The sequence below is a fragment of the Microbacterium lacticum genome (assembly GCF_006716815.1).
GTDB classification, from domain to species: Bacteria; Actinomycetota; Actinomycetes; order Actinomycetales; family Microbacteriaceae; genus Microbacterium; species Microbacterium lacticum.
In genome coordinates, this window is the sequence record NZ_VFPS01000003.1 from 152903 (window position 1) to 172211 (window position 19309).

The 19309-nt window shown below is 70.0% G+C and carries 20 protein-coding genes; 17 read left to right on the forward strand and 3 right to left on the reverse strand.

The window, feature by feature from the left end:
- The 10 genes from FHX68_RS09440 to FHX68_RS09485 all read left to right on the forward strand — a co-directional run bounded on the left by FHX68_RS09440 (position 1) and on the right by FHX68_RS09485 (position 8195).
- Positions 1-492 (forward strand): Fur family transcriptional regulator, encoded by a 492-nt coding sequence (locus tag FHX68_RS09440; RefSeq protein ID WP_141380631.1) that lies wholly within the window; start codon positions 1-3, stop codon positions 490-492.
- Positions 485-1519 carry a permease gene (locus FHX68_RS09445; RefSeq protein ID WP_229661579.1) on the forward strand — a complete coding sequence of 345 codons (1035 nt, stop codon included), beginning with the start codon at positions 485-487 and terminating at the stop codon, positions 1517-1519. Before FHX68_RS09440 ends, FHX68_RS09445 begins: the two co-directional genes overlap by 8 nt.
- 97 nt (positions 1520-1616) lie before the next feature.
- Positions 1617-2438, forward strand: a complete 822-nt coding sequence (locus FHX68_RS09450; protein WP_141380650.1) for a TIGR03943 family putative permease subunit — start codon at positions 1617-1619, stop codon at positions 2436-2438.
- Complete coding sequence (locus tag FHX68_RS09455) at positions 2428-3843, forward strand: hypothetical protein (RefSeq protein WP_141380632.1); 1416 nt, start codon at positions 2428-2430, stop codon at positions 3841-3843. The genes FHX68_RS09450 and FHX68_RS09455 overlap by 11 nt, the downstream gene beginning before the upstream one ends.
- Positions 3844-3998: 155 nt before the next feature.
- Complete coding sequence (locus tag FHX68_RS09460) at positions 3999-4709, forward strand: DNA-3-methyladenine glycosylase (RefSeq protein WP_141380633.1); 711 nt, start codon at positions 3999-4001, stop codon at positions 4707-4709.
- Positions 4710-4847: 138 nt separating this feature from the next.
- Positions 4848-5084 carry a 50S ribosomal protein L28 gene (gene rpmB / locus FHX68_RS09465; RefSeq protein ID WP_005051771.1) on the forward strand — a complete coding sequence of 79 codons (237 nt, stop codon included), beginning with the start codon at positions 4848-4850 and terminating at the stop codon, positions 5082-5084.
- Positions 5084-5254: a 50S ribosomal protein L33 gene (gene rpmG, locus FHX68_RS09470; protein ID WP_141380634.1), complete on the forward strand. Its 171-nt coding sequence runs from the start codon at positions 5084-5086 to the stop codon at positions 5252-5254. The genes rpmB and rpmG overlap by 1 nt, the downstream gene beginning before the upstream one ends.
- 4 nt (positions 5255-5258) lie before the next feature.
- A complete protein-coding gene (gene rpsN, locus FHX68_RS09475) occupies positions 5259-5564 on the forward strand; it encodes a 30S ribosomal protein S14 (protein ID WP_141380635.1) in 306 nt (101 codons plus the stop codon).
- Positions 5565-5829: 265 nt separating this feature from the next.
- Positions 5830-6108 (forward strand): HU family DNA-binding protein, encoded by a 279-nt coding sequence (locus FHX68_RS09480; RefSeq protein WP_141380636.1) that lies wholly within the window; start codon positions 5830-5832, stop codon positions 6106-6108.
- Between the two features lie 92 nt (positions 6109-6200).
- Positions 6201-8195, forward strand: coding sequence for a bifunctional copper resistance protein CopD/cytochrome c oxidase assembly protein (locus tag FHX68_RS09485; RefSeq protein ID WP_141380637.1), 1995 nt, complete (start codon positions 6201-6203; stop codon positions 8193-8195).
- A 59-nt stretch (positions 8196-8254) separates the two neighbouring features.
- Here the strand turns inward: FHX68_RS09485 and FHX68_RS09490 are convergent, their stop codons facing one another.
- Complete coding sequence (locus FHX68_RS09490; protein ID WP_342353564.1) at positions 8255-9232, reverse strand: hypothetical protein; 978 nt, start codon at positions 9230-9232, stop codon at positions 8255-8257.
- A 280-nt stretch (positions 9233-9512) separates the two neighbouring features.
- Between FHX68_RS09490 and FHX68_RS09495 the strand changes: the two genes are divergently transcribed.
- Positions 9513-10916 (forward strand): ATP-dependent DNA helicase, encoded by a 1404-nt coding sequence (locus FHX68_RS09495; RefSeq protein WP_174799142.1) that lies wholly within the window; start codon positions 9513-9515, stop codon positions 10914-10916.
- A gap of 28 nt (positions 10917-10944) precedes the next feature.
- Here the strand turns inward: FHX68_RS09495 and FHX68_RS09500 are convergent, their stop codons facing one another.
- On the reverse strand, positions 10945-11610 hold the full coding sequence (locus tag FHX68_RS09500; RefSeq protein WP_141380639.1) for a biliverdin-producing heme oxygenase: 666 nt from the start codon (positions 11608-11610) through the stop codon (positions 10945-10947).
- 127 nt (positions 11611-11737) lie between these two features.
- Positions 11738-12049: a DUF2470 domain-containing protein gene (locus tag FHX68_RS09505; RefSeq protein ID WP_141380640.1), complete on the reverse strand. Its 312-nt coding sequence runs from the start codon at positions 12047-12049 to the stop codon at positions 11738-11740.
- 176 nt (positions 12050-12225) lie between these two features.
- Here FHX68_RS09505 and FHX68_RS09510 point away from each other — a divergent pair, with 176 nt between their 5' ends.
- From FHX68_RS09510 to FHX68_RS09535, 6 genes are all read left to right on the forward strand, one after another.
- Positions 12226-13428, forward strand: coding sequence for a serine hydrolase domain-containing protein (locus tag FHX68_RS09510; protein ID WP_244926850.1), 1203 nt, complete (start codon positions 12226-12228; stop codon positions 13426-13428).
- A gap of 47 nt (positions 13429-13475) precedes the next feature.
- Positions 13476-15122 carry an EamA family transporter gene (locus FHX68_RS15910; protein WP_229661580.1) on the forward strand — a complete coding sequence of 549 codons (1647 nt, stop codon included), beginning with the start codon at positions 13476-13478 and terminating at the stop codon, positions 15120-15122.
- A 102-nt stretch (positions 15123-15224) separates the two neighbouring features.
- On the forward strand, positions 15225-15977 hold the full coding sequence (locus FHX68_RS09520) for a metallophosphoesterase family protein (protein WP_141380642.1): 753 nt from the start codon (positions 15225-15227) through the stop codon (positions 15975-15977).
- Between the two features lie 343 nt (positions 15978-16320).
- Complete coding sequence (locus FHX68_RS09525; RefSeq protein WP_141380643.1) at positions 16321-16620, forward strand: type II toxin-antitoxin system TacA family antitoxin; 300 nt, start codon at positions 16321-16323, stop codon at positions 16618-16620.
- Complete coding sequence (locus FHX68_RS09530; protein WP_141380644.1) at positions 16617-17117, forward strand: GNAT family N-acetyltransferase; 501 nt, start codon at positions 16617-16619, stop codon at positions 17115-17117. The genes FHX68_RS09525 and FHX68_RS09530 overlap by 4 nt, the downstream gene beginning before the upstream one ends.
- A 193-nt stretch (positions 17118-17310) precedes the next feature.
- Positions 17311-18663: an ISL3 family transposase gene (locus tag FHX68_RS09535; RefSeq protein ID WP_425325858.1), complete on the forward strand. Its 1353-nt coding sequence runs from the start codon at positions 17311-17313 to the stop codon at positions 18661-18663.
- Positions 18664-19309 lie beyond the last annotated feature (646 nt).

Sequence of the window (19309 nt, forward strand, 5' to 3'; positions counted from 1 at the left end):
ATGGCCCAGCGCAACACCTGGCAGCGCGATCGCGTGCGCGAGGCCCTCGGCGACGCCGCAGGGTTCGTCAGCGCGCAGGACCTGCACGCGACGCTGCGCCAGGGAGGCAGCGGCATCGGTCTCGCGACCGTCTACCGCACCCTCGCGACCCTCGCCGCCAGCGGCGAGGCCGACCAGCTGCAGAGCCCCGAGGGCGAGGCCATCTACCGGGCCTGCTCGAGCACCGGCCACCACCACCACCTGATCTGCCGTTCGTGCGGCCGCGCCGTCGAGATCGAGGCGCGCGAGGTCGAGGCCTGGGCGCAGCGCACCGCCGCCGCGCACGGCTTCACCCAGGCCGAGCACGTCGTCGACATCTTCGGCCTGTGCGAGACGTGCACCGCCGCGCAGGCCGCGCCCGCCACGACCGCCGCCGCCGTCACTGCCGCTGCCGCTGCCGACCCGCAGGGCGCCGCCGCGACGGCCGCCGCCCCCGCAGAGATCCGTGACTGAGCAGAGCCTCGCCCCGCGCACCGCGCGGCTGGAGCGCGACCCTCGCCTGCGGCGGGGCGGGCTCCTCGTCGCCGGCGCGCTCGTGGTGGTCGCGCTCGTCGTGCTCGCCCTCGTCTCGCCCGGGCCGGCGCTCCCGACCCGCCTGCAGGACGGCCTGACCCTCTCGATCAGCGTGCTGATCGAGTCGATGCCGTTCGTGATCCTCGGCGTGCTGCTCTCGATCGTCGTGCAGGTGTGGGTGCCGCCGGGGATGATCGAGCGGTGGATGCCCCGCCGCGCGTGGGCCCGCCGCATGGCGCTGTCGCTGCTCGGCATGTTCGTGCCGGTGTGCGAGTGCGGCAACGTGCCGTTCGCGCGCGGCCTCATGATGCGCGGATTCACCGTGCCCGAGACCCTCACCTTCCTGATCGCCGCCCCGATCGTGAATCCCATCGTCATCATCACGACGCACCAGGCGTTCGGCTTCGACGACGGCATCCTCGTCGTACGACTGCTGGGCGGCTTCGCGGTCGCGAACCTCATCGGCTGGCTCTACAGCAAGCACCCCGACCCCGACGCGCTCGTCACCGAGCGCTTCGCCGCCACCTGCGCGATCGCGAACGACCCGGATGCCACGGCGCACACCGACCGCGGTCGCCGCAGCCTCGCCCAGTTCGTCGTCGAACTGCGCGCCGTGATGCCGGCCCTCATCATCGGTTCGGCGCTCGCCGGCGCCGTGCAGGTGCTGGTGCCGCGCTCGGCGCTGCTCGCGATCGGCTCGAACCCGGCGCTGTCGATCGTCGCGATGATCGCGCTCGCGATGATCGTCTCGATCTGCTCGAACGTCGACTCGTTCTTCGCGCTCTCGTTCGCCTCGACGTTCACGCCCGGCTCGATCGTGGCGTTCCTCCTCGTCGGGCCCCTCGTCGACGTGAAGATGCTGGCGCTCTTGCGCACCACCTTCCGCACCAAGGTGCTCGTGGGCCTCGTCGTGATCGTCGTGCTGTTCGCCGTCGCCGTCGGATCGGTGGTGAACCTCTTTGTCTGAGTCGGTGCTGTCGGAGTCGCGTTCGTCTCGGTCGTCCGCCTCCGCGGTCACGTGGGGCGGCGCGCACCGCGACGCCCCACGTGTCACGGGGGCGCGCCTGCTCGGCGTGGGTCTCGCGGCGGGGCTCTCGGCCGTCACGATCGCGCTGTGGCTGAGCGGCAGCCTCGGCCTCTACATCAACCCGGATTCGACGTGGTTCGCGGTGTCGATGGCGCTCATCGCGCTGGTCGGCTGCGCCGCGAGCTTCGCCCTCCCGCGCGGCGCCGAGAACGACCACGGGCACGATCACGGCCACGCGCCCGCGCCGGGCGGCGCGGACGGACTCGGCGGTCACGACCACGGCGACGCGCACGCGCACGACCACGGCGCGGCGCACGACCACGATCACGGCGCGCCGCACGACCACGATCACGGCGCGCCGCGCGGGTTCTGGGGCGGTGCCGCGACCCTCACCGGAGGCATCCTCGCCACCGGCGTCGTGGCCGCGATCGTGCTGACCCCGCCCGCGACGCTGTCGGCGGAGTTGGCGATGCAGCGCGACATCGGCACGCCGCCGCTGTTCCAGGGTGCCGACACGGTCGCGCTCGCCGCGACCGGCGACACCGCGAGCTTCGGCGTCGGCGAGTGGGCGAGCGTGTTCGCGACGGCGACCAACCCCGAGGCGTTCGACGGCAACGAGGTCACCCTCACCGGATTCGCGACGCCGGCCGACGGGGGATTCGCGCTCACCCGGCTCGTCATCACGCACTGCGTCATCGACGCGCAGCCGGCGAGCGTGACGATCGCCTCCTCCGACGGCGTCGAGACGGGCCAGTGGGTCACCGTGACCGGCACGATCCGCGACGACGACGGGCGGCTCGCCGTGCATCCGTCGTCGATCGAGGCGATCGACCCGCCGAAGGACCCGTATGAGTACTGACGCGGGAACCCGGCGCGCGCGCACCCGCCGCCGGCGCTCGCGGGCGTTTCTCGTCGCGTTCGCCGCGGTGATCGCGGTGCTCGGGATCGTCGGCCTCGCCGGCGCCGCGGTGACGACGGCGCAGGGCCCGCGCGTGACGCGCGTGAGCGTCGATCCGGATGCCGCGGTCAGCGCCGCCGGGTCGCGGCTGATCTTCACCACGACGCAGTCGCTCGCCGAGGTCTCGCCCGACCAGGTGTCCGTGAGCCCCGCGACCGCGTTCACCGTGGACACGTCGGGGCGGAGCGTCGGCGTGCGCTTCGCGATGCCGCTGTGGGACGACACCGAGTACACCGTGACGATCGCCGACGTGACCGGTGTCGGCGGCGGGGCATCCACGACCATCACGAAGAGCTTTCTGACGCCACCGCTGCAGTCGTACATCCTGCAGCGAGGCTCGGACGGCGACACGATCTTCCGCACCGACCTCGCCGGCGACGCCGCGGTGCCGGTGTTCACCGACGCGCAGATCGAGGACTTCCGGGCGACCGCCGGCTATCTCGTCGTCTCGACGATGGATGCCGACGGGCATTCGCACCTGGTCGTCACCGACCTCGACGGGCAGAACCAGCGTGAGCTGACGCTCCCCGGTGAGGGCATTCTGTCGAATCTGCAGAGCGCCGACCGCGGCAACCTCGTCGGGTACACGTTCAGCGATGCCGACGTCGGCGCGCCGGGCGCCCGGGCGAGCATCCTCTTCACGGCGTCGCTGGCCGAAGCGCAGCAGGGTGACGAGCCCACGCAGGTCACGCGCACCGGCGGCGACTCGCGCGTCGACGACTGGCGGTTCGTGCCGGGCACCGACAGCCTCCTCACGCTGACGTACGACGGCGCGCTGACTCTCGTCTCGCCCTCGGGCGGCGCCCCCGTCGCGCTGGGCAACGCGGTCGCGATCACGGGCATCGCCCGTGGCTCGACCACGGTCGTCGTAGAGCGGGTCGACGGCCCCGTCGCGATCGACCTCGCGACGGCGCAGGAGGCGGCGCTGGCGCCGACCGACAAGGCACTCGGTCGGGTCAACAGCGTCATCCCCCTCGCCGACGGGCAGACGCTGCGGGTGCTCGCGCAGCTCGACGGCTTCACCGTGCGCTCGACGACGGTGCACCTCGTCGACGAGCAGGGCGCGGCCCGCCCGGTGTTCTCGGTCGAGCCGGGCGACACCCTCATCGAGACCTGCGTGTCGCCGAGCGGGCGCTACGCCGCGTTCCTCGTCGCGCCCGAAGCGGCCGACAACCCCTACGACGGTCACCAGCTGCCGCTGCCCGAGAAGCTCCAGACCCACGTGGTGTCGCTCGCCGACGGCCGCGAGCAGGTCGCGCTCGCCGGCTTCGACATCTCGTGGTGCCAGACCCCGCCGCGCCTGTGACCGGGCGGGTGGGGGGCGGCCCGGACGGGGCTGCCGGTCGGGGCGGCGCTGCCAGGGGGTCCGCCGCCAGCGGTCGGAGCAGTGGGGCGGGTGTTGACCCGGCGGTCGCACCCGACAACACAGGCACCACCGGTCCGACGGTTGGTGAGCCGCTCGTGCCGGCGACCCGCGAGGCGCTCGCCGGTCTGCCGGTCGACGTCGCGCCGCGCCTGCTCGGCGGGGTGCTCGAGGTGACCTCCGGCGGCGAGACCGTGGCCGTGCGGCTCACCGAGGTGGAGGCCTACCACGGAGCCGGCACCGGCGACCGGCCCGACCCCGGGTCGCACGCCCGGATGGGCCCGACCGCCCGGAACGCCACCATGTGGGGTGAGCCCGGGCATCTGTACGTGTACCTCAGCCACGGCATCCACTCGTGCGTCAACGTGGTGTGCGGACCCGAGGGGACGGCGGGCGGAATCCTGCTGCGCGCCGGCGAGGTGATCGACGGCGTGGATGCTGCGGAGCGCCGCCGCCCCGCCGCGCGCGTGCGCCGAGATCTCGCCCGCGGCCCCGGCCGGCTGGGCGATGCGGTGGGCCTTCGCCATCCCGTGCACGACGGCATCGACGCGGTGACCGGGGTCGAGCAGGCGCGCGCCGTCGCGCGGCTGTGGCTGCCGGCATCCGTCGACCCGCGCGTCGTCAGCGGACCGCGCGTGGGTGTCGCCGGCGTCGCGGGGACGGATGCCTTCCCCTGGCGCTTCTGGATCGACGGCGACCCCACGGTGTCGCCTTTCCGCTGGGGCCGCGGCGCCGGCCCGGCGGCCGATGCGCAGCCCGGGGCTCAGCCCGGCGCCCGCAGGGCGGGCGGGGCATCCGTGCTAGACTGACTCTTTGTCTGCGCGCAGAAGACTCTCCCTCGAGTGCGCAGTTCGTATCCCACCACCGAAATCCACCGGTGATCGGGGTGCAGACAAGGGATCTTGGGTGGGGCCGTCCGGCCTCACGGTACAGAAGGAGTAACCACCATGGCAGCAGTGTGCCAGGTGACTGGAGCGGTTCCCGGCTTCGGTCACAACATCTCGCACTCGCACCGCCGGACGAAGCGCCGCTTCGACCCGAACGTGCAGAAGAAGACCTACTACGTTCCTTCGCTTGGTCGCAAGATCACGCTGAACGTCTCGGCTAAGGGCATCAAGGTCATCGACGCCCGCGGCATCGAGTCGGTCGTGAAGGACCTCATCGCGAAGGGTGTGAAGCTCTAATGGCGAAGAAGGCTCAGGACGTCCGTCCGATCATCAAGCTCCGTTCGACCGCCGGCACGGGGTACACCTACGTGACGCGCAAGAACCGTCGCAACAACCCCGACCGCATCGTGCTGAAGAAGTACGACCCGATGATCCGCAAGCACGTCGAATTCCGAGAGGAGCGCTGATCTCATGGCCAAGAAGAGCAAGATCGCGCGCAACCACCAGCGCGAAGAGGTCGTCGCCCGCTACGCCGAGAAGCGTGCCGAGCTGAAGAAGACCCTCGTCGACCCGAACGCGACCGACGAGGCCCGCGAGGCCGCCCGCGTCGGCCTGCAGAAGCTGCCCCGCAACGCGTCGCCCGTGCGCCTGCGTGGCCGCGACGCCATCGACGGTCGCCCCCGCGGCTACCTGTCGAAGTTCGGCATCTCGCGTGTCCGCTTCCGCGACATGGCGCACAAGGGCGAGCTGCCCGGCGTCACCAAGTCGAGCTGGTAAGCACCACAGCACACAGAGGCCCGTCCCCGCGAGGGGGCGGGCCTCTCTGCATGCGCCGGCCCGAGCCGCGATGCCAGGGCCACAGACGTCACACAAACCACACCAGACACGCGACACGCCGGTGAACATGACGGGAGAAGGCCGGAAATCCGCGGATTTCCGCGGTTCGTGGGTATATTCGGGACCGGTCCATCCGACCGACCCGGGCGATCGCCCGGTCCGATGTAACTGAAGTCGGCACACGCTGCCGTCTGGAGGAAACCCCATGGCTATCACCAAGACCGAGCTCGTCGCCAGCATCGCCAGCGCGACGGGCGAGAGCCAGGCCACCGTCGGCCGCGTCGTAGACGGTCTGTTCTCGGCTGTCGCCGAGGCCGTCGCCAAGGGCGAGAAGGTCACCATCCCCGGCTTCCTCTCGTTCGAGACGGTCAACACCGCCGCTCGCACGGGCCGGAACCCCCAGACCGGCGCCGAGATCGCCATCCCGGCCGGCAAGCGCGTCAAGGTGACCGCCGGCTCGAAGCTCAAGGCTGCCGCGAAGTAACCCGCACCAGCTGACGAAGGGGGATGCCACGTGGCATCCCCCCTTCGTCGTCTCTGGCTGTCCGCCCGAGCAGGCCCGCGTAGGCTGGACGGGTGCCCACCCGTGCCTACCGGGTCGCAGGTCTTGCGATCCTCCTGATCGCCGCGCTCGCCGCGATGATCATCGGGCTCCTCTACGGCGGGGGCGCGGATGCCCCGCTGATCGCCGATCCCGGGCCGCTCGTGCGCTGGGGGCTTCCGACCGCGACGCTCGCGGTGAACCTCTCCGCCGCCGGCATGGTCGGCTCGCTCGTGCTCGCCCTCTTCGCACTGCGCGCCGGCAGCCGCCCGTTCGACACGGCGCTCGATGTGGCCTCGGCCGCCGCGGCGATCTTCACCGTCTCGAGCGCCGTCGTCGCCTTCCTGACCTTCGTCAACATCTTCAACGCCGCCCCCAGCGCGGGCGCCGAGTTCGGGCAGCAGCTCGGCCGCTTCCTCGTCGACACCGAGGTCGGTCGCGCCTGGGCGCTGACGACGATCGCCGGCGCCGTCCTCACGGTGCTCACCTTCGCCGTGCGCGGCTGGACGCCGACGCTCCTCGTCACCGCGCTCGCGGTGGCCGCCCTCATCCCGATGGCCACGCAGGGCCACGCGGGCGACGAGGCCGGCCACAACACGGCCGTCGTCTCGCTCTCGCTGCACATCATCGGCGCGGCGGTCTGGCTCGGCGGGGTGGTGCTGCTCGTGGCGCTCCGCCCGCGCCTCGACCGCGCCGAGCTCGCCGACGTGCTCGCCCGCTACTCGTCGATCGCCCTCGCCGCGTTCGTCGTGGTCGCCCTCTCCGGCGTCGCGCGCGCGATCGTCGGCGTCGTCGCGTGGCAGAACCTGTTCTCGCCGTACGGCGCGATCCTCGCCGTGAAGGTCATCGCCCTGATCGCGATCGGCGTGCTCGGCGCCGCGTACCGCCTGCGACTCATCGCCCGCATCAGAACGGATGCCGAACCGTCCAGCGCCCGCGCCGCCGGACGGTTCTGGGGGCTCATCGCGCTCGAGCTGGCCTTCATGGGCATCGCGTCGGGCGCCGCCGTCGCCCTCTCGCGGACGCCCCCGCCGGTGGACACGAAACTGCCCGCCGTGCCGAGCCCCGCCGAGGTGCTCACCGGGGCGCCGCTGCCGCCCGAGCTCACCCCGATCCGCTGGATCACGAGCTGGGACATCGACGTGCTGTGGGCCTTCGCCGTCGGGTTCGGCGTGTTCTTCTACCTGGCCGGGGTGTGGCGGCTGCGTCGCCGCGGCGACCGCTGGCCGCTCCACCGCACCGTGCTGTGGCTCGGCGGCCTGGCGCTGCTCCTCTGGGTCACGAGCGGCTCGGTCAACGCGTACCAGGACTACCTGTTCAGCATGCACATGGTCGGGCACATGCTGCTGTCGATGGCGATCCCGATGATGCTCGTCTTCGGGGCTCCGGTGACCCTGGCATCCCGCGCCATCGTCAAGCGTTCGGACGGCACCCGCGGCGGTCGGGAGTGGATCCTCTGGGCCGTGCACACGCCGTTCTCGCGCGTCATCACGCACCCACTGTTCGCCGCGGCGATGTTCATCGGCTCGCTCTGGGCGTTCTACTACACCGACCTCTTCCGCTGGAGCCTCTACGACCACCTCGGGCACGAGTGGATGGTCGCGCACTTCCTCATCTCGGGATACCTGTTCGTGCAGTCGCTCGTCGGCATCGACCCGGTGCCGTATCGCCTGCCGTATCCGTTCCGCCTGCTGACCCTCATCGGCGTCATGGCGATGCACGCGTTCTTCGGCATCTCCATCATGATGTCGACCGGCCTGTTCGTCGCGGAGTGGTTCGGGTCGATGGGGCGCACGTGGGGCGATCCGCCGCTCGTCGATCAGTACGCCGGCGGCGGCGTGGCGTGGTCGATCGGCGAGATCCCGACGCTGATCCTCGCGATCACGGTCGCGATCCAGTGGAGCCGGTCGGATGACCGTGCCCAGCGCCGCTCCGACCGTCAGGCCGAGCGCACCGGCGACGCCGAGCTCGAGGAGTACAACGCGCGCCTGCAGGCGCTCGCCGACCGCGACGCCCGCGCGCGGCGCTGACCCGCGGGAGTGGGCGGCGGGGGGCCCGGGCGGCGGGCGGGGCGCGGGCGGCCGCCGGGTCAGCTGCCGTCGGTGATCGTGATGGCTGCCGTGCCGTCGGGCAGGATCGTCACGGTGCCCGCCACGTAGAAGGGCACGGCCTCGTCGAGGTGACGCACGCTGCCGTCGAAGATCGACTGGATGTCGACCTGGATCTGCGCGACGGCCTGCACGCGCTGGATGGCCCAGTTCGCGCCGTCCGGTACGAGCGAGACGACGGGCTGCTGCACCATCGCCCACACGGGCGCCTCTTCGATGCGGTTGCGGACCACCAGGCCGAACGGGCATCCCGTCGGCTGCAGCACCTGCTGCGTCGCGCACGCGGTGAGGAAGTCTTCGACCTGCTGCTGCACCGCCGCCTCGAACTCGGGCGTCGGCTCGGTCTGCAGGTCGACCGGGATGCTCGCCTGCGGCTTGTCGGAGAGCACGGCGACCCCGCGCGAGGTCGACACCGGGGTATCGACCTCGATCGAGTACAGCCCCGGCGAGAAGACGAGAAGCGACACCGGCTCGAGCGGGTCGGCGTCGACACCGGCGACCTGCCGGGTGTCGAGGTCGAAGCCGTTCACCGTGAACCGGGTCGCGCCGCGCAGCGTCAGTTCGATCGCGGCGAGCGGGCTGGTCGAGAAGCGCCAGGTGGGGGCGACGCCGACCCAGCCGGCGCGCTCGACGCGGAACGCGGTCGTTCCCTCGTGCGGACCGGCCTGGTAGTGCACCGTCACCGTCGTGACGCCGTCGGCACCCTCGTCGGTGCCGACGACCGTGGCGTCGGTGAGCGGGGCGAGGGCCGCGGCGCGCAGGAGCGCCTGATTCGACTCGGAGGGCAGGCCCGCTGCCAACAGCTGCGCCGAATCCACGGCGACGCCGGGCAGGGCGAGGGCGTCGGCGGCCTGCTTGCCGGCGAGCAGGTCGAGGTAGCGGGTGACGAACGCCGACGGGCTGTAGAGATCGCGGTAGAGCACCGCCCCGGTCGCGCCCAGCGCGCCGACGAGCAGCACCCCGACCACCGCGAGTGCGGTCAGGTCGCGCCCGAGTGTGCGGCGCCGCCGCGAACCGCCGCGCGTGCGCGTGCCCGTGGCCGGAGCCTGTGCCCGTGCCCGTGCCCGTGCCCGTGCCTGTGCCCGTGCCGGAGGCCGTGGCTGTGGCGACCGCGACGTGCGCCGAGGCGCCCAGGCGCGGCGAGGCATCCACCTGCCCGTGCTCTGCGCCGCTCTCCACCCGCCCAGTCTAGGAAAGCCGGCCTGAGAGGACGCGGCATTTCCCTCTACCATGGAACGAATGAGCCTGCCGCCCCTCTCTGCCGAGCAGGAGGAGCTGTTCCGGCTCATCGAAGACACCCGCGAGCACGTGTTCGTCACGGGGCGCGCCGGGACCGGCAAGTCGACGCTGCTGCAGCACCTGGCCTGGAACACCGAGAAGCAGATCGCGGTGTGCGCGCCGACCGGCGTCGCGGCGCTCAACGTCGAGGGGCAGACGATCCACTCGCTGTTCCGACTGCCGATCGGGCTGATCGCCGACAGCGAGCTCGAGCAGTCGGAGCCCGCCCGCAAGATCCTGAACGCGATCGACACGCTCGTCATCGACGAGATCTCGATGGTGAACGCCGACGTGATGGATGCCATCGACCGCTCGCTCCGTCAGGCGCGGCGCCGGCGCTCCGAGCCGTTCGGCGGGGTGCAGATCGTCATGTTCGGCGACCCGTACCAGCTGGCCCCGGTGCCGCCGCGCGGCGACGAGCGCAAGTACGTCGACGACCACTACCGCTCGTTCTGGTTCTTCGACGCCCAGGTGTGGGCGGGGCCGCGGCCCGACGCCGCCGGGTCGCTGGGCGGAGCCATCCGCTCCGACGGGCTGCTCGACCTCGGGCGGGTGGGGGCGCCGCTGAACATCCGCGAGCTGCGCGAGATCCACCGCCAGGCCGACGACGGGTTCAAGGCGATGCTCAACGCCGTGCGCTACGGCGTCGTGACGGCCGACATCGCCGGTCAGCTGAACGCCGCGGGTGCGCGGCCGGTGCCCGAGCCGGTCGAGGGGGAGCACCCGATCATCACGCTCGCGACGCGCAACGACATCGTGAACCGCATCAACCAGCGGCACCTCGACGCCCTGACCGGGCCCGTGCAGACGGCGCGGGCGGAGGTGTCGGGCGACTTCGGCCGCGGCGAGAGCGGCTACCCCGCCGACGCCGAGCTGCAGCTAAAGGTCGGGGCGCAGGTGATGTTCCTGCGCAACGACATCGCCGGGTACGGCGCGCCCGGCGGCGGCGGCCCGCGCTGGGTCAACGGCTCGATCGGCACGGTGACGCGTATCGCCGGGGGCACCGTGCGCGTCGAGCTCGACGGCGAGGAGCACGACGTCGAGCCGGCGGTGTGGGAGAGGTTCCGCTACGCGTACGATCCCGCGACCCGCAAGCTCACCCGCGACATCGTCGCCGAGTTCACCCAGTTTCCGCTGCGGCTCGCGTGGGCGGTCACGATCCACAAGTCGCAGGGCAAGACGTACGACCGCGCCGTGATCGACCTCGGCTCGGGCGCGTTCGCGCCGGGTCAGACCTACGTCGCGCTGTCACGGCTGACCTCGCTGGACGGCCTCTACCTGACGCGTCCGCTGCGCCCGAGCGACATCCTCGTCGACGCCGACGTCCGCCGCTTCATGGCCGGCGTGCGCGCGTCGGGGTTCTGACCCGGGGCATCCCCCGCGTGGGCGCGGGTCAGGCGACGGTGGCGGTGGATGCCTCGGCCTTGGCCGCGGCGAGGTCGACGAACAGGTCGGTGTTGAACTGGTACGCCAGGAGCACCTCGTCGATGACGCGCTCGGCCTCGACGGCATCCCACGGCGCGGCGTCGAGCTGCTCGCGGTAGACGTCCTTGAACGCGGCCGGGTCGGCGATCTCGTCGAAGACGTAGAACCCGATGCCGTTGGAGCCGAGCTCGAACTGGCGCGCCATGATCTTGCCGATGAACTGGCCGCCCGAGAGGTCGCCGAGGTAGCGGGTGTAGTGGTGTGCGACGAAGCCCCCGGGCCAGGTCGAGGCGACCTCCTCGATGCGCGCGACGTAGCGCTCGGTGGTCGGCAGCGGGGTGATGCGGCTGCGCCAGTCGTCGCCGATCAGGTAGGCGAGGTCGGCCTCGAGGGCCGGGAGGCGCGTCAGCTTCTCGGTGATGAACGGGGCCGCGATTGGGTCATCCCGCATCGCGTCGGCCGCCGCCTCGAGCGTCTCGTAGATGAACCAGTGCTGCGCGACGAGGGCGACGTAGTCGTCGCGGGTGCCGTTTCCGCGCATGAGATCGCTCATGAAACCGGCGCCTTCGCTGCCGGAATGGGCGTTGCGCGAGCGCTCGCGCAGGGCGGTCGAGAACGGGACGAGCTCAGCCATGACCGTCAGCATAGCTGAAACTAAGGCTCAACTAACCTGAAGGTTTCGAAGGAGAACGCCCAGGGTCGCCGAGGGGCCCGGGGTCGGCGGCCGGGGCGGCCCCCGGCGCACGGATCAGCGCACGAGGTCAGTCGTGCGGACGGGGCTCCACGCCGAGCCGCGCGCAGGCGGCGTCGTAAAGGGCGACGATCTCTCGGCGCACCTCGCGGCGTTCGGTGATCTCGCCGCCGGGCCACGGCACGCGGATGACGTCTTCGGCGCCGTCGGCGGTGATCACATGCCACTGGCCGGCGGCGCCGTCGAAGGTCGTCATCGTCGAGGAGATCACGTCGGGCAGCGGCGAGAAGGCGCGGGCGATCAGCAGGTTGTCGTCGGTGTGGTCATCGTTCATGTGGACGAGCACGCCCGCGAGGGCGGCGTCGTCGAAAGTGTGCGGCATCCGCTCAGCCTATGCACCCCGCCGGCGGCGGGACCGCGCCGGGCACCCCGGATGCACGGTCGCGGCGCGGGCATGATCTACGCTGGTGAGGACTATCGGGGGTGAGGATGGCGGGCTCTTTGCGCGTGCGGCGGTGGACCGCTGCGGCGTGTGCGGCGATCGTCGTTCTGTCGTTGGTGGCGTGTGCGCCCGAGGCATCCGAAGGTCTCGATCTGCCGACTCAGGTCGACGCCTCCTTCTCCGACGAGGCGCAGGCGCAGCTGCAGGGAGCGGTCGATCTCGCGGTCGCCGCATCGGGCTCGACGGGCGCGATCGTCGGCGTCTGGGCGCCGTGGGCGGGCACGTGGCTGAAGGGCGTCGGCACGGTTGCGCCCGAGGGCAAGGACACGAGCACGAGCAACACGTTCAAGGCGGGCGCGGTCACGCGCGCGATGACCTGCGATGTGCTCTACGGCCTGGTCGAGCAGGGCACGGTCGCCCTCTCCGACAGCGTCACCAAGTACGTTCCGGGGCTGCCTGGCCACGAGGCGGTCACCCTCGGCCAGCTGTGCGATTCGACGAGCGGATTCGGGACGTACAGCGACCGCCTGAACGGCCGCTTCATGGCGAACCCGACGCGCACATGGAGCCCGCGCGAGCTCGTCGCCTACGGCACGGGGTCGTCTGCGGCGACGCAGCCGGGCGCGGCGTTCGCCGACTCCGACACCGGGTACGTGCTGCTCGGCCTCGCGCTGGAGCACGCCAGTCGCAAGTCGGCCGCGGAGCTGCTCGACGCGTTCGTCTTCACGCCGACCGAGATGGATGCCACGGCGCTGCCCGCACCCGACGCGAGCGCGTCGTCGGCCGGCGTCCAGCTCTCCGGCCTCTGGTCTCCGAACGCCGAGGACGGCAGCGTCGCGTGCGCCGCGCCGGTCGACATCACCGACCTGTCGCCGAGCGCCGGGTTCACCGCGTGGGGTGTCGTCTCCGACCTCACCGACCTCGGCCGGTACACGCAGGCGCTCGCCACCGGCGCGCGGCCCTACGACACCGACGCGCGGTTCGAGAACCCGATGCCGGCGGCGGCGGATGCCCCGTCGTGGTTCACCGCCAAGGGCGGCACCTACCAGGCGGGGAGCCTCGTCGGCCAGTACGGCTCGATCCCCGGCTACCTCACGGCGGCATTCGCCGATCGCAACACCGGCATGACCGTCGTCGCCGTGCTCAACAACTCGCGCGCATCGAACACGCTGGTGCGGAGCCTCGCCTGGCAGCTGGCGGCGATCGCGTCGAAGCTGCCGGCGGCGCCCGGCGAGACCGCGCCCGACGCCGGTCTGCCCTGGACGGCCGAGGACATGGGCGCTCAGGTCGCCGCGGCCGCCGTCTGCCCGCTGCCGTGATGACCGGCCCCCGCGCGGGGGCGAGCGCGTCGCCGGCGCCCGCGGTGATGCTCGTCGTCGCGGGGCTCGTGTGTCAGGAGGTCGGCGCCTCGATCGCCGTGCTGCTGTTCCCCGAGGCGGGGCCGCTCGGGATGGTGCTGCTGCGGCTCGGCTTCTCGGCGCTGATCCTGCTCGCCGTGACGCGCCCGCGTCTGGGCGGGCACTCGCGGCGTGACTGGGGTGCCGTGGGCGTGTTCGGATTCGTGCTGGCGGCGATGAACGGCCTGTTTTACCTCGCGCTCGAGCGGCTGCCGCTCGGCGTGACGGTCACTATCGAGGTGCTCGGCCCGCTCGCCCTCGCGATCGCGACGGGGCGGCGCGTGTGGTCGCTCGTCTGGGCCGCGCTCGCGCGCGATCAGCTCGCCAATGCGCTGATCGAAGCAACTCTCCCCGAGCTTCCTGAGGCATATCGTCCGGCGGCATACACGGTCGCGTTCGACGCAACACCGCTTCCCGAATTCGCTCGTGGAGTCGGAAGGAGCCGAAAGAACGCTCTCGGCCCGAACGAGAAGCTCTCGAGCGAACCTGAAGCCGGGTTCTACGTGCGGCACACGGAGGATCACGCGGACGATGGGTCGCAGCCCATGACGAAGGTGAAGTACGCCTTCGAGCTCGACATCCTCGTCGGTATGCACCCCGACCCGCATCGCACAAAAGAGACGCCGATGCTGGCACTCGGGATCGCGCATCACAAGCCGGGGGAGATGCCCGGGGCAAATGCCCTCAAGGTGCTGGAGGGAACGCTGAAGCGAGGGCACGTGATCAAGGAGTACATCGCCGACCGCGCGTACCTCCCCGGCGCGAAGGTCGAGGATCTTCATCGGCACCTGTTCGACCACGGCATCGCAGTCGTCATGGACTACAAGAGGAACGAGTTCGGTATCCAGGCGCAGCACGAAGGCATGATTCTGGTCGATGGCCGCTGGTACTCGCCGTCGATGCTGGAGGAGCTCCGCAACCTCGGCGCCGAATGGGCGGCAGCACGGGAGCGACACGACAGCCTCATCAGCCGCGGTAAGCCCAGCACGATGCCCGACTTCACCGACCGTTTCGAGCTCCGCGCGATGTACGAGTTCCGCCCGAAGGAGAAGCCTGACAAGTTGGGCAACACGCCCATGGTGTGCCCGGCCGCGCGCCCGAACTCCACAGTGTGGTGTCCGCTGAAGGCCTTCCTTCCGGCCGGCGCCAAGTTTCCGATCCAGGGCGTCCCGGTCAGCCCAGGAAAAGCCTGCACGAACAAGAGCAGCATCGCTCTGCCGCGTGACGCCGACGGCGGAAGGGCACTGAAGTACCGGCAGGACTTCGCCTACGGCACCAGGGAGTGGCAGCTCCACTACGGTCGCCGCAATCTCGTCGAGTCGTTCAACTGGAGCATCAAGGGCGAGAGCGGGATCAACCTGCACGTCGCGAGCAATCGTCGCGTCCGCGGCGCGACCTCGAAGTACCTCTTCGCTGCGGTCGGCGTGGCGGTCGCCAACCTCGGCAAGATCCAGAAGTTCGTCCACCAGAAGGAGCGTGACGAGATCGACGAGGTGCTGGAAAAGGTAGGCATGGCTCCTATGGTCCGCAGCGGAAAGTCCGGGAGGTACCACCAGCTGGTGCACCGGCGGCGGGTGGAGGCCCAGATCCGGGAAGCCCATGAGCTGGCTTCCTGATCCAAATGCATGCACGGCGCGGCGGCGAACCGCGTCGTGCATGTGAGGATCGTGCGATGAAGGTGTTCGAGTCAGTCGCAACGATGGCGCTACCCGACCCGCGTGTCTGGGTGTGCGGCGACTTCCACGGGAAACGTCGGCTGGCTGCAGACCCTCCTGCCGGCCCTGCACCGCTACGACCGCGGCATCACCACGATCCTCCACGCAGGCGATTGGTGGATGGATTCGCGCGCCGTCGACTATTGGAGCCGCCGCAGCGGTATCGAGAGGATTCTCGTGACGCTCGGGAATCACGAGCCCTACAACGAGTACACGCCGCTGTTGGAGGCTCACCCCGGTCGGGCCATCCGCGTATCCCAGTTCGTGTGGCTACTCCCGCGGCCGTGGCGACTCGAGATTCACGGCCGGGAAATCCTGAGCCTCGGAGGAGCGGCCTCCGTCGACCGCAAGTGGCGCACGCCGGGCAAAGACTGGTGGGATGACGAACGGATCCTCGACGAGCACGTAGTCGCCGCGTCCGCGCGATCGGCCGACGTGATGGTCACGCACGAGAGCCCCGATGACACACCAGTTGCGCAAGTTGCCGCACTTCTGCGTTGCAACCCCAACGGCTTTCCCGACGATGCGCTCGAGGAATCAGCAGCGTCGCGCGCCCAGGTGGACAAGGTCTGGACTGCGGTAAACCCGAAGCTTCTCTTCCACGGACACATGCACGTCGCGGGGTCCGGAACGACTGCCGACGGGCACACGGTCGTAAGCCTTGGCCGAGATGCGGCGGAGGGGAACGCCGCGCTGCTCGATCTCGTCGATATGTCGGTGGACATCCCGTCGCTGCGCGTGTTGCGCGGATGGTGACTGTGGGCTCCGGGACCCTGCACTCCGGCCTTGATAACGCCGCTCGATCCTGCTTCGTCACGGGCGTTACGACGAAGAAGCAGGTGCACGCCATCGGGAGCCGTTGCGTGCGATTTGCGCGAAGGTGGTGGCGTTCGCGCGTATCGCGGCCTCCTCATCGAGGAACCGCCCTGAGACACGTCAGTCCCCTTACGGGTGTGTGAATAAGGCTCCCGGGCCAAAGAACGCGGCGCTGCATCACTCGAAGTCGATGAGTCTCATCGGCGCGCGAACTCAATCGAGGCCGAAAGTTGACAAGAACGAGGGGATGTACGTACCCTGTGTGTACAAGAAGGAGATTCCGATGTCTGAGTCTGCAGTCGATACTCGACTCGCCAAAAATCAAAGAATCAACCTGCGCGCCACGGACCGTCAAGAGTCGTTGCTCCGTCGTGCCGCCGAGGCTACTGATCACACGTTGACCGAGTTCATCCTTGGAAGCGCCGTGGAACATGCGGAGAGAGTCATGGCTGATCGCCGTTGGTTCATCGCAACCGAAGACCAGTTCGAGGAGTTTAAGCGGCTCCTTGATGCACCCCTGCCGTCGACGACGAAGTTCGAGAAGTTGTTTGCTCGACCGTCTGTGTTCTCGGACAAGGCGTGACGAGTTTCTCCGCGCCCCGCAAGCTTGAGAAGAGCGACGACCGAAGCGCGTTTCACAGCGGCGCGAACGAGCTCGACGACTGGTTCACACGCTTCGCTTGGGAGAACCAAGCGGCAAACAATGCGACAACATACGTTGCGCGCCATGGTGATCGGGTGGCTGGATTTTATTCGATCACCATGGCTGCCGTTGCCGTCGGCGACGCTCCCGCACGACTTGCTGAGCGTCGACCGTCCCAAATCCCGTGCATCCTCCTAGCGCGGCTCGCTGTGGACGAGGAATTCAAGGGAGCCGGCCTAGGGTGGGGGCTGCTCCGCGACGCGCTCATACGGTCTTTTCACATCAGCGGAAGTATTGGCGCGGCCGCCGTCCTGATCCACTGTCGTGACGAAAGCGCGAAGAGCTTCTACCTCCACCATGGCGACTTCCTTCAGTCCCCGATCGAGGACTTGCACCTCATGATCCCGATGAAGGAACTTCGGCGGTTCGCGGAGTGATCATTGACTTCGCCACCGTGAACTGTTCCGCCCATTCTTCGATGTGCCAATAACGGACCAGTGGTTCACCGGCTCTTCGGACTTTAGGTGGGGGTGGGTGATGTGCGGGGCCGCGTGGTGACGGGGTGGGGCGGGTCGAGGCCCCGAGGATCGGTAGCGATCAAGCTTCCTTTCCGTTCGGAGACCTCGACCCGTGCCCGATGCTACGGGGTGCGCCGCTGCGTGCCCGTCTTCTGCTGTCTACTGTGATCGCTGCGATGTGCTCGTCGGCCTCGGCGGGCTGCACGTGGTGGCTGTCGAGCGCTGCCGCGACGGCGTGCTCCTGATCGACGTCGAGTCCCCGCCGGGGCCGGTCGGGTGCCCGGGGTGCGGGCAGGTCGCCGAGTCGCGGGGCCGGAAGGCGCTCGTGCTGGTCGATGCGCCGATGAGCGCCGCTGCGGTGCGGGTCCGGTGGCGCAAGCGCAGGTTCCGGTGCGCTGATGAGGCGTGCCCGAGGGAGTCGTTCACCGAGCAGAACGCTCTGGTCGCCGCGCCTCGCGCCAAGCTCACGGCCCGAGCGGTGATCTGGGCGGTGGGGCAGATGCGGAGGGAGAACGCGTCGGTGCAGGGCGTCGCCCGCCAGCTCGGGGTGTCGTGGCGCACGGTCTGGCGACACGTCAGGCCGGTGCTCGAGACGCGCGCCGCGGACGGGTCCCGCTTCGACGGGGTCACCACGCTCGGCGTCGACGAGCACCTCTGGCACCACGTGTCCACCAGACCCGTCGCCGATGGCGGGCGGGGTCCGAAGGAACTGACCGGGATGGTCGACCTGTCGCGCGATGCGTCCGGGCGGGTGAGGGCCCGCCTGCTGGACCTCGTGCCCGGGCGCAGCGCGAAGGCCTACGCCGACTGGCTGCAAGAGCGCGGGCAGGAGTTCCGCGACGGGGTGCAGGTCGCGACGCTGGACCCGTTCGCCGGCTACAAGAAGGCCCTCGACGACGAGCTCGACGATACCGTCGCGGTGCTCGACGCGTTCCACGTCGTCAAGCTCGGCACCACCGCGGTCGATGAGGTCCGCCGCCGCGTCCAGCAAGACACCCTCGGGCACCGCGGACGCAGAGGTGATGCGCTCTACGGGATCCGCAACATCCTCCGCGCCGGGCAGGAACGACTCACCGACCGGCAGAAGGCCCGGCTCGATGCCGCGTTCACGCAGCGCGAGGAGCACGTCGAGGTCGACGTCGCCTGGCAGGCCGCGCAGCAACTCCGCGACGCCTACCGGCATGCCGACCTCGCCACCGGGCGCAAGATCGCCGAGCACGTGCTCGAATCGCTCCCGACCTGCCCGATCCCCGAGATCGCCCGACTCGGCCGCACCCTGCGTCAGTGGCGGGCCGCGTTCCTGTCCTACTGGGATACCGACCGGTCATCCAACGGCGGCACCGAGGCCGTGAACGGCCTCATCGAACTCGCCCGCCGCGTCGCCCGCGGCTTCCGCAACTACGACAACTACCGACTCCGCATGCTCCTCATCGCCGGCGGCCTCGACCCCACCACCCCCACCTAAAGTCCGAAGAGCCGGTTCACCTAGGACCAAACTGACTGGATCCCACAGCCAGGCTGCACTGTCTGATTCGGTGACGATGCTGGCGACGTGCTCAGCCGCCTTGTCGAGGTTTCGATCGATCAGCGCGCAGCTCGCCAGATTGATTTCACGTATCGTCGCTCCGATGCTGCCCTCCGAAGGCTGGAAGTTCTCGAGGCTTGAACGGGCGCGGGCGGCGTTGATGGGAATCAGGCAGAACGCGTAGGCCATCGCGAAGTGCGTCGCCTGCGGTTGGGCCTCGTGGAATCTCTGCGCCATCTGTAGGGCGGTTTCGTATTGCCGCCCCTCCAGGAGTCGTGCAAGAGCGGCGATCGAAGAGTCACCCAACTCGCGCTGCTCGAATTCTTCGTCCACACGCCCGATTAGCTTGGCTCGCAGAGCGCTATTCAGCATCTCGGCCGTGACGGCTCGCTCCTGCAGCAGCGCAAGGGGCACGCCAGCCGCGCTTGCTGTTTCGCTGGGATTGGAGTTCAACATCTGCTCCCATTGGAGCGAGGTCGCGCGCCACTCGGGCACGTAGGTCAGAGTGAACCTTTCCGTGACCCAGTGCGTGACATCCTTCCCGCCGGGCAAGACCAAGTCCCTCGGTTCGCGTTCGACGTGGAGA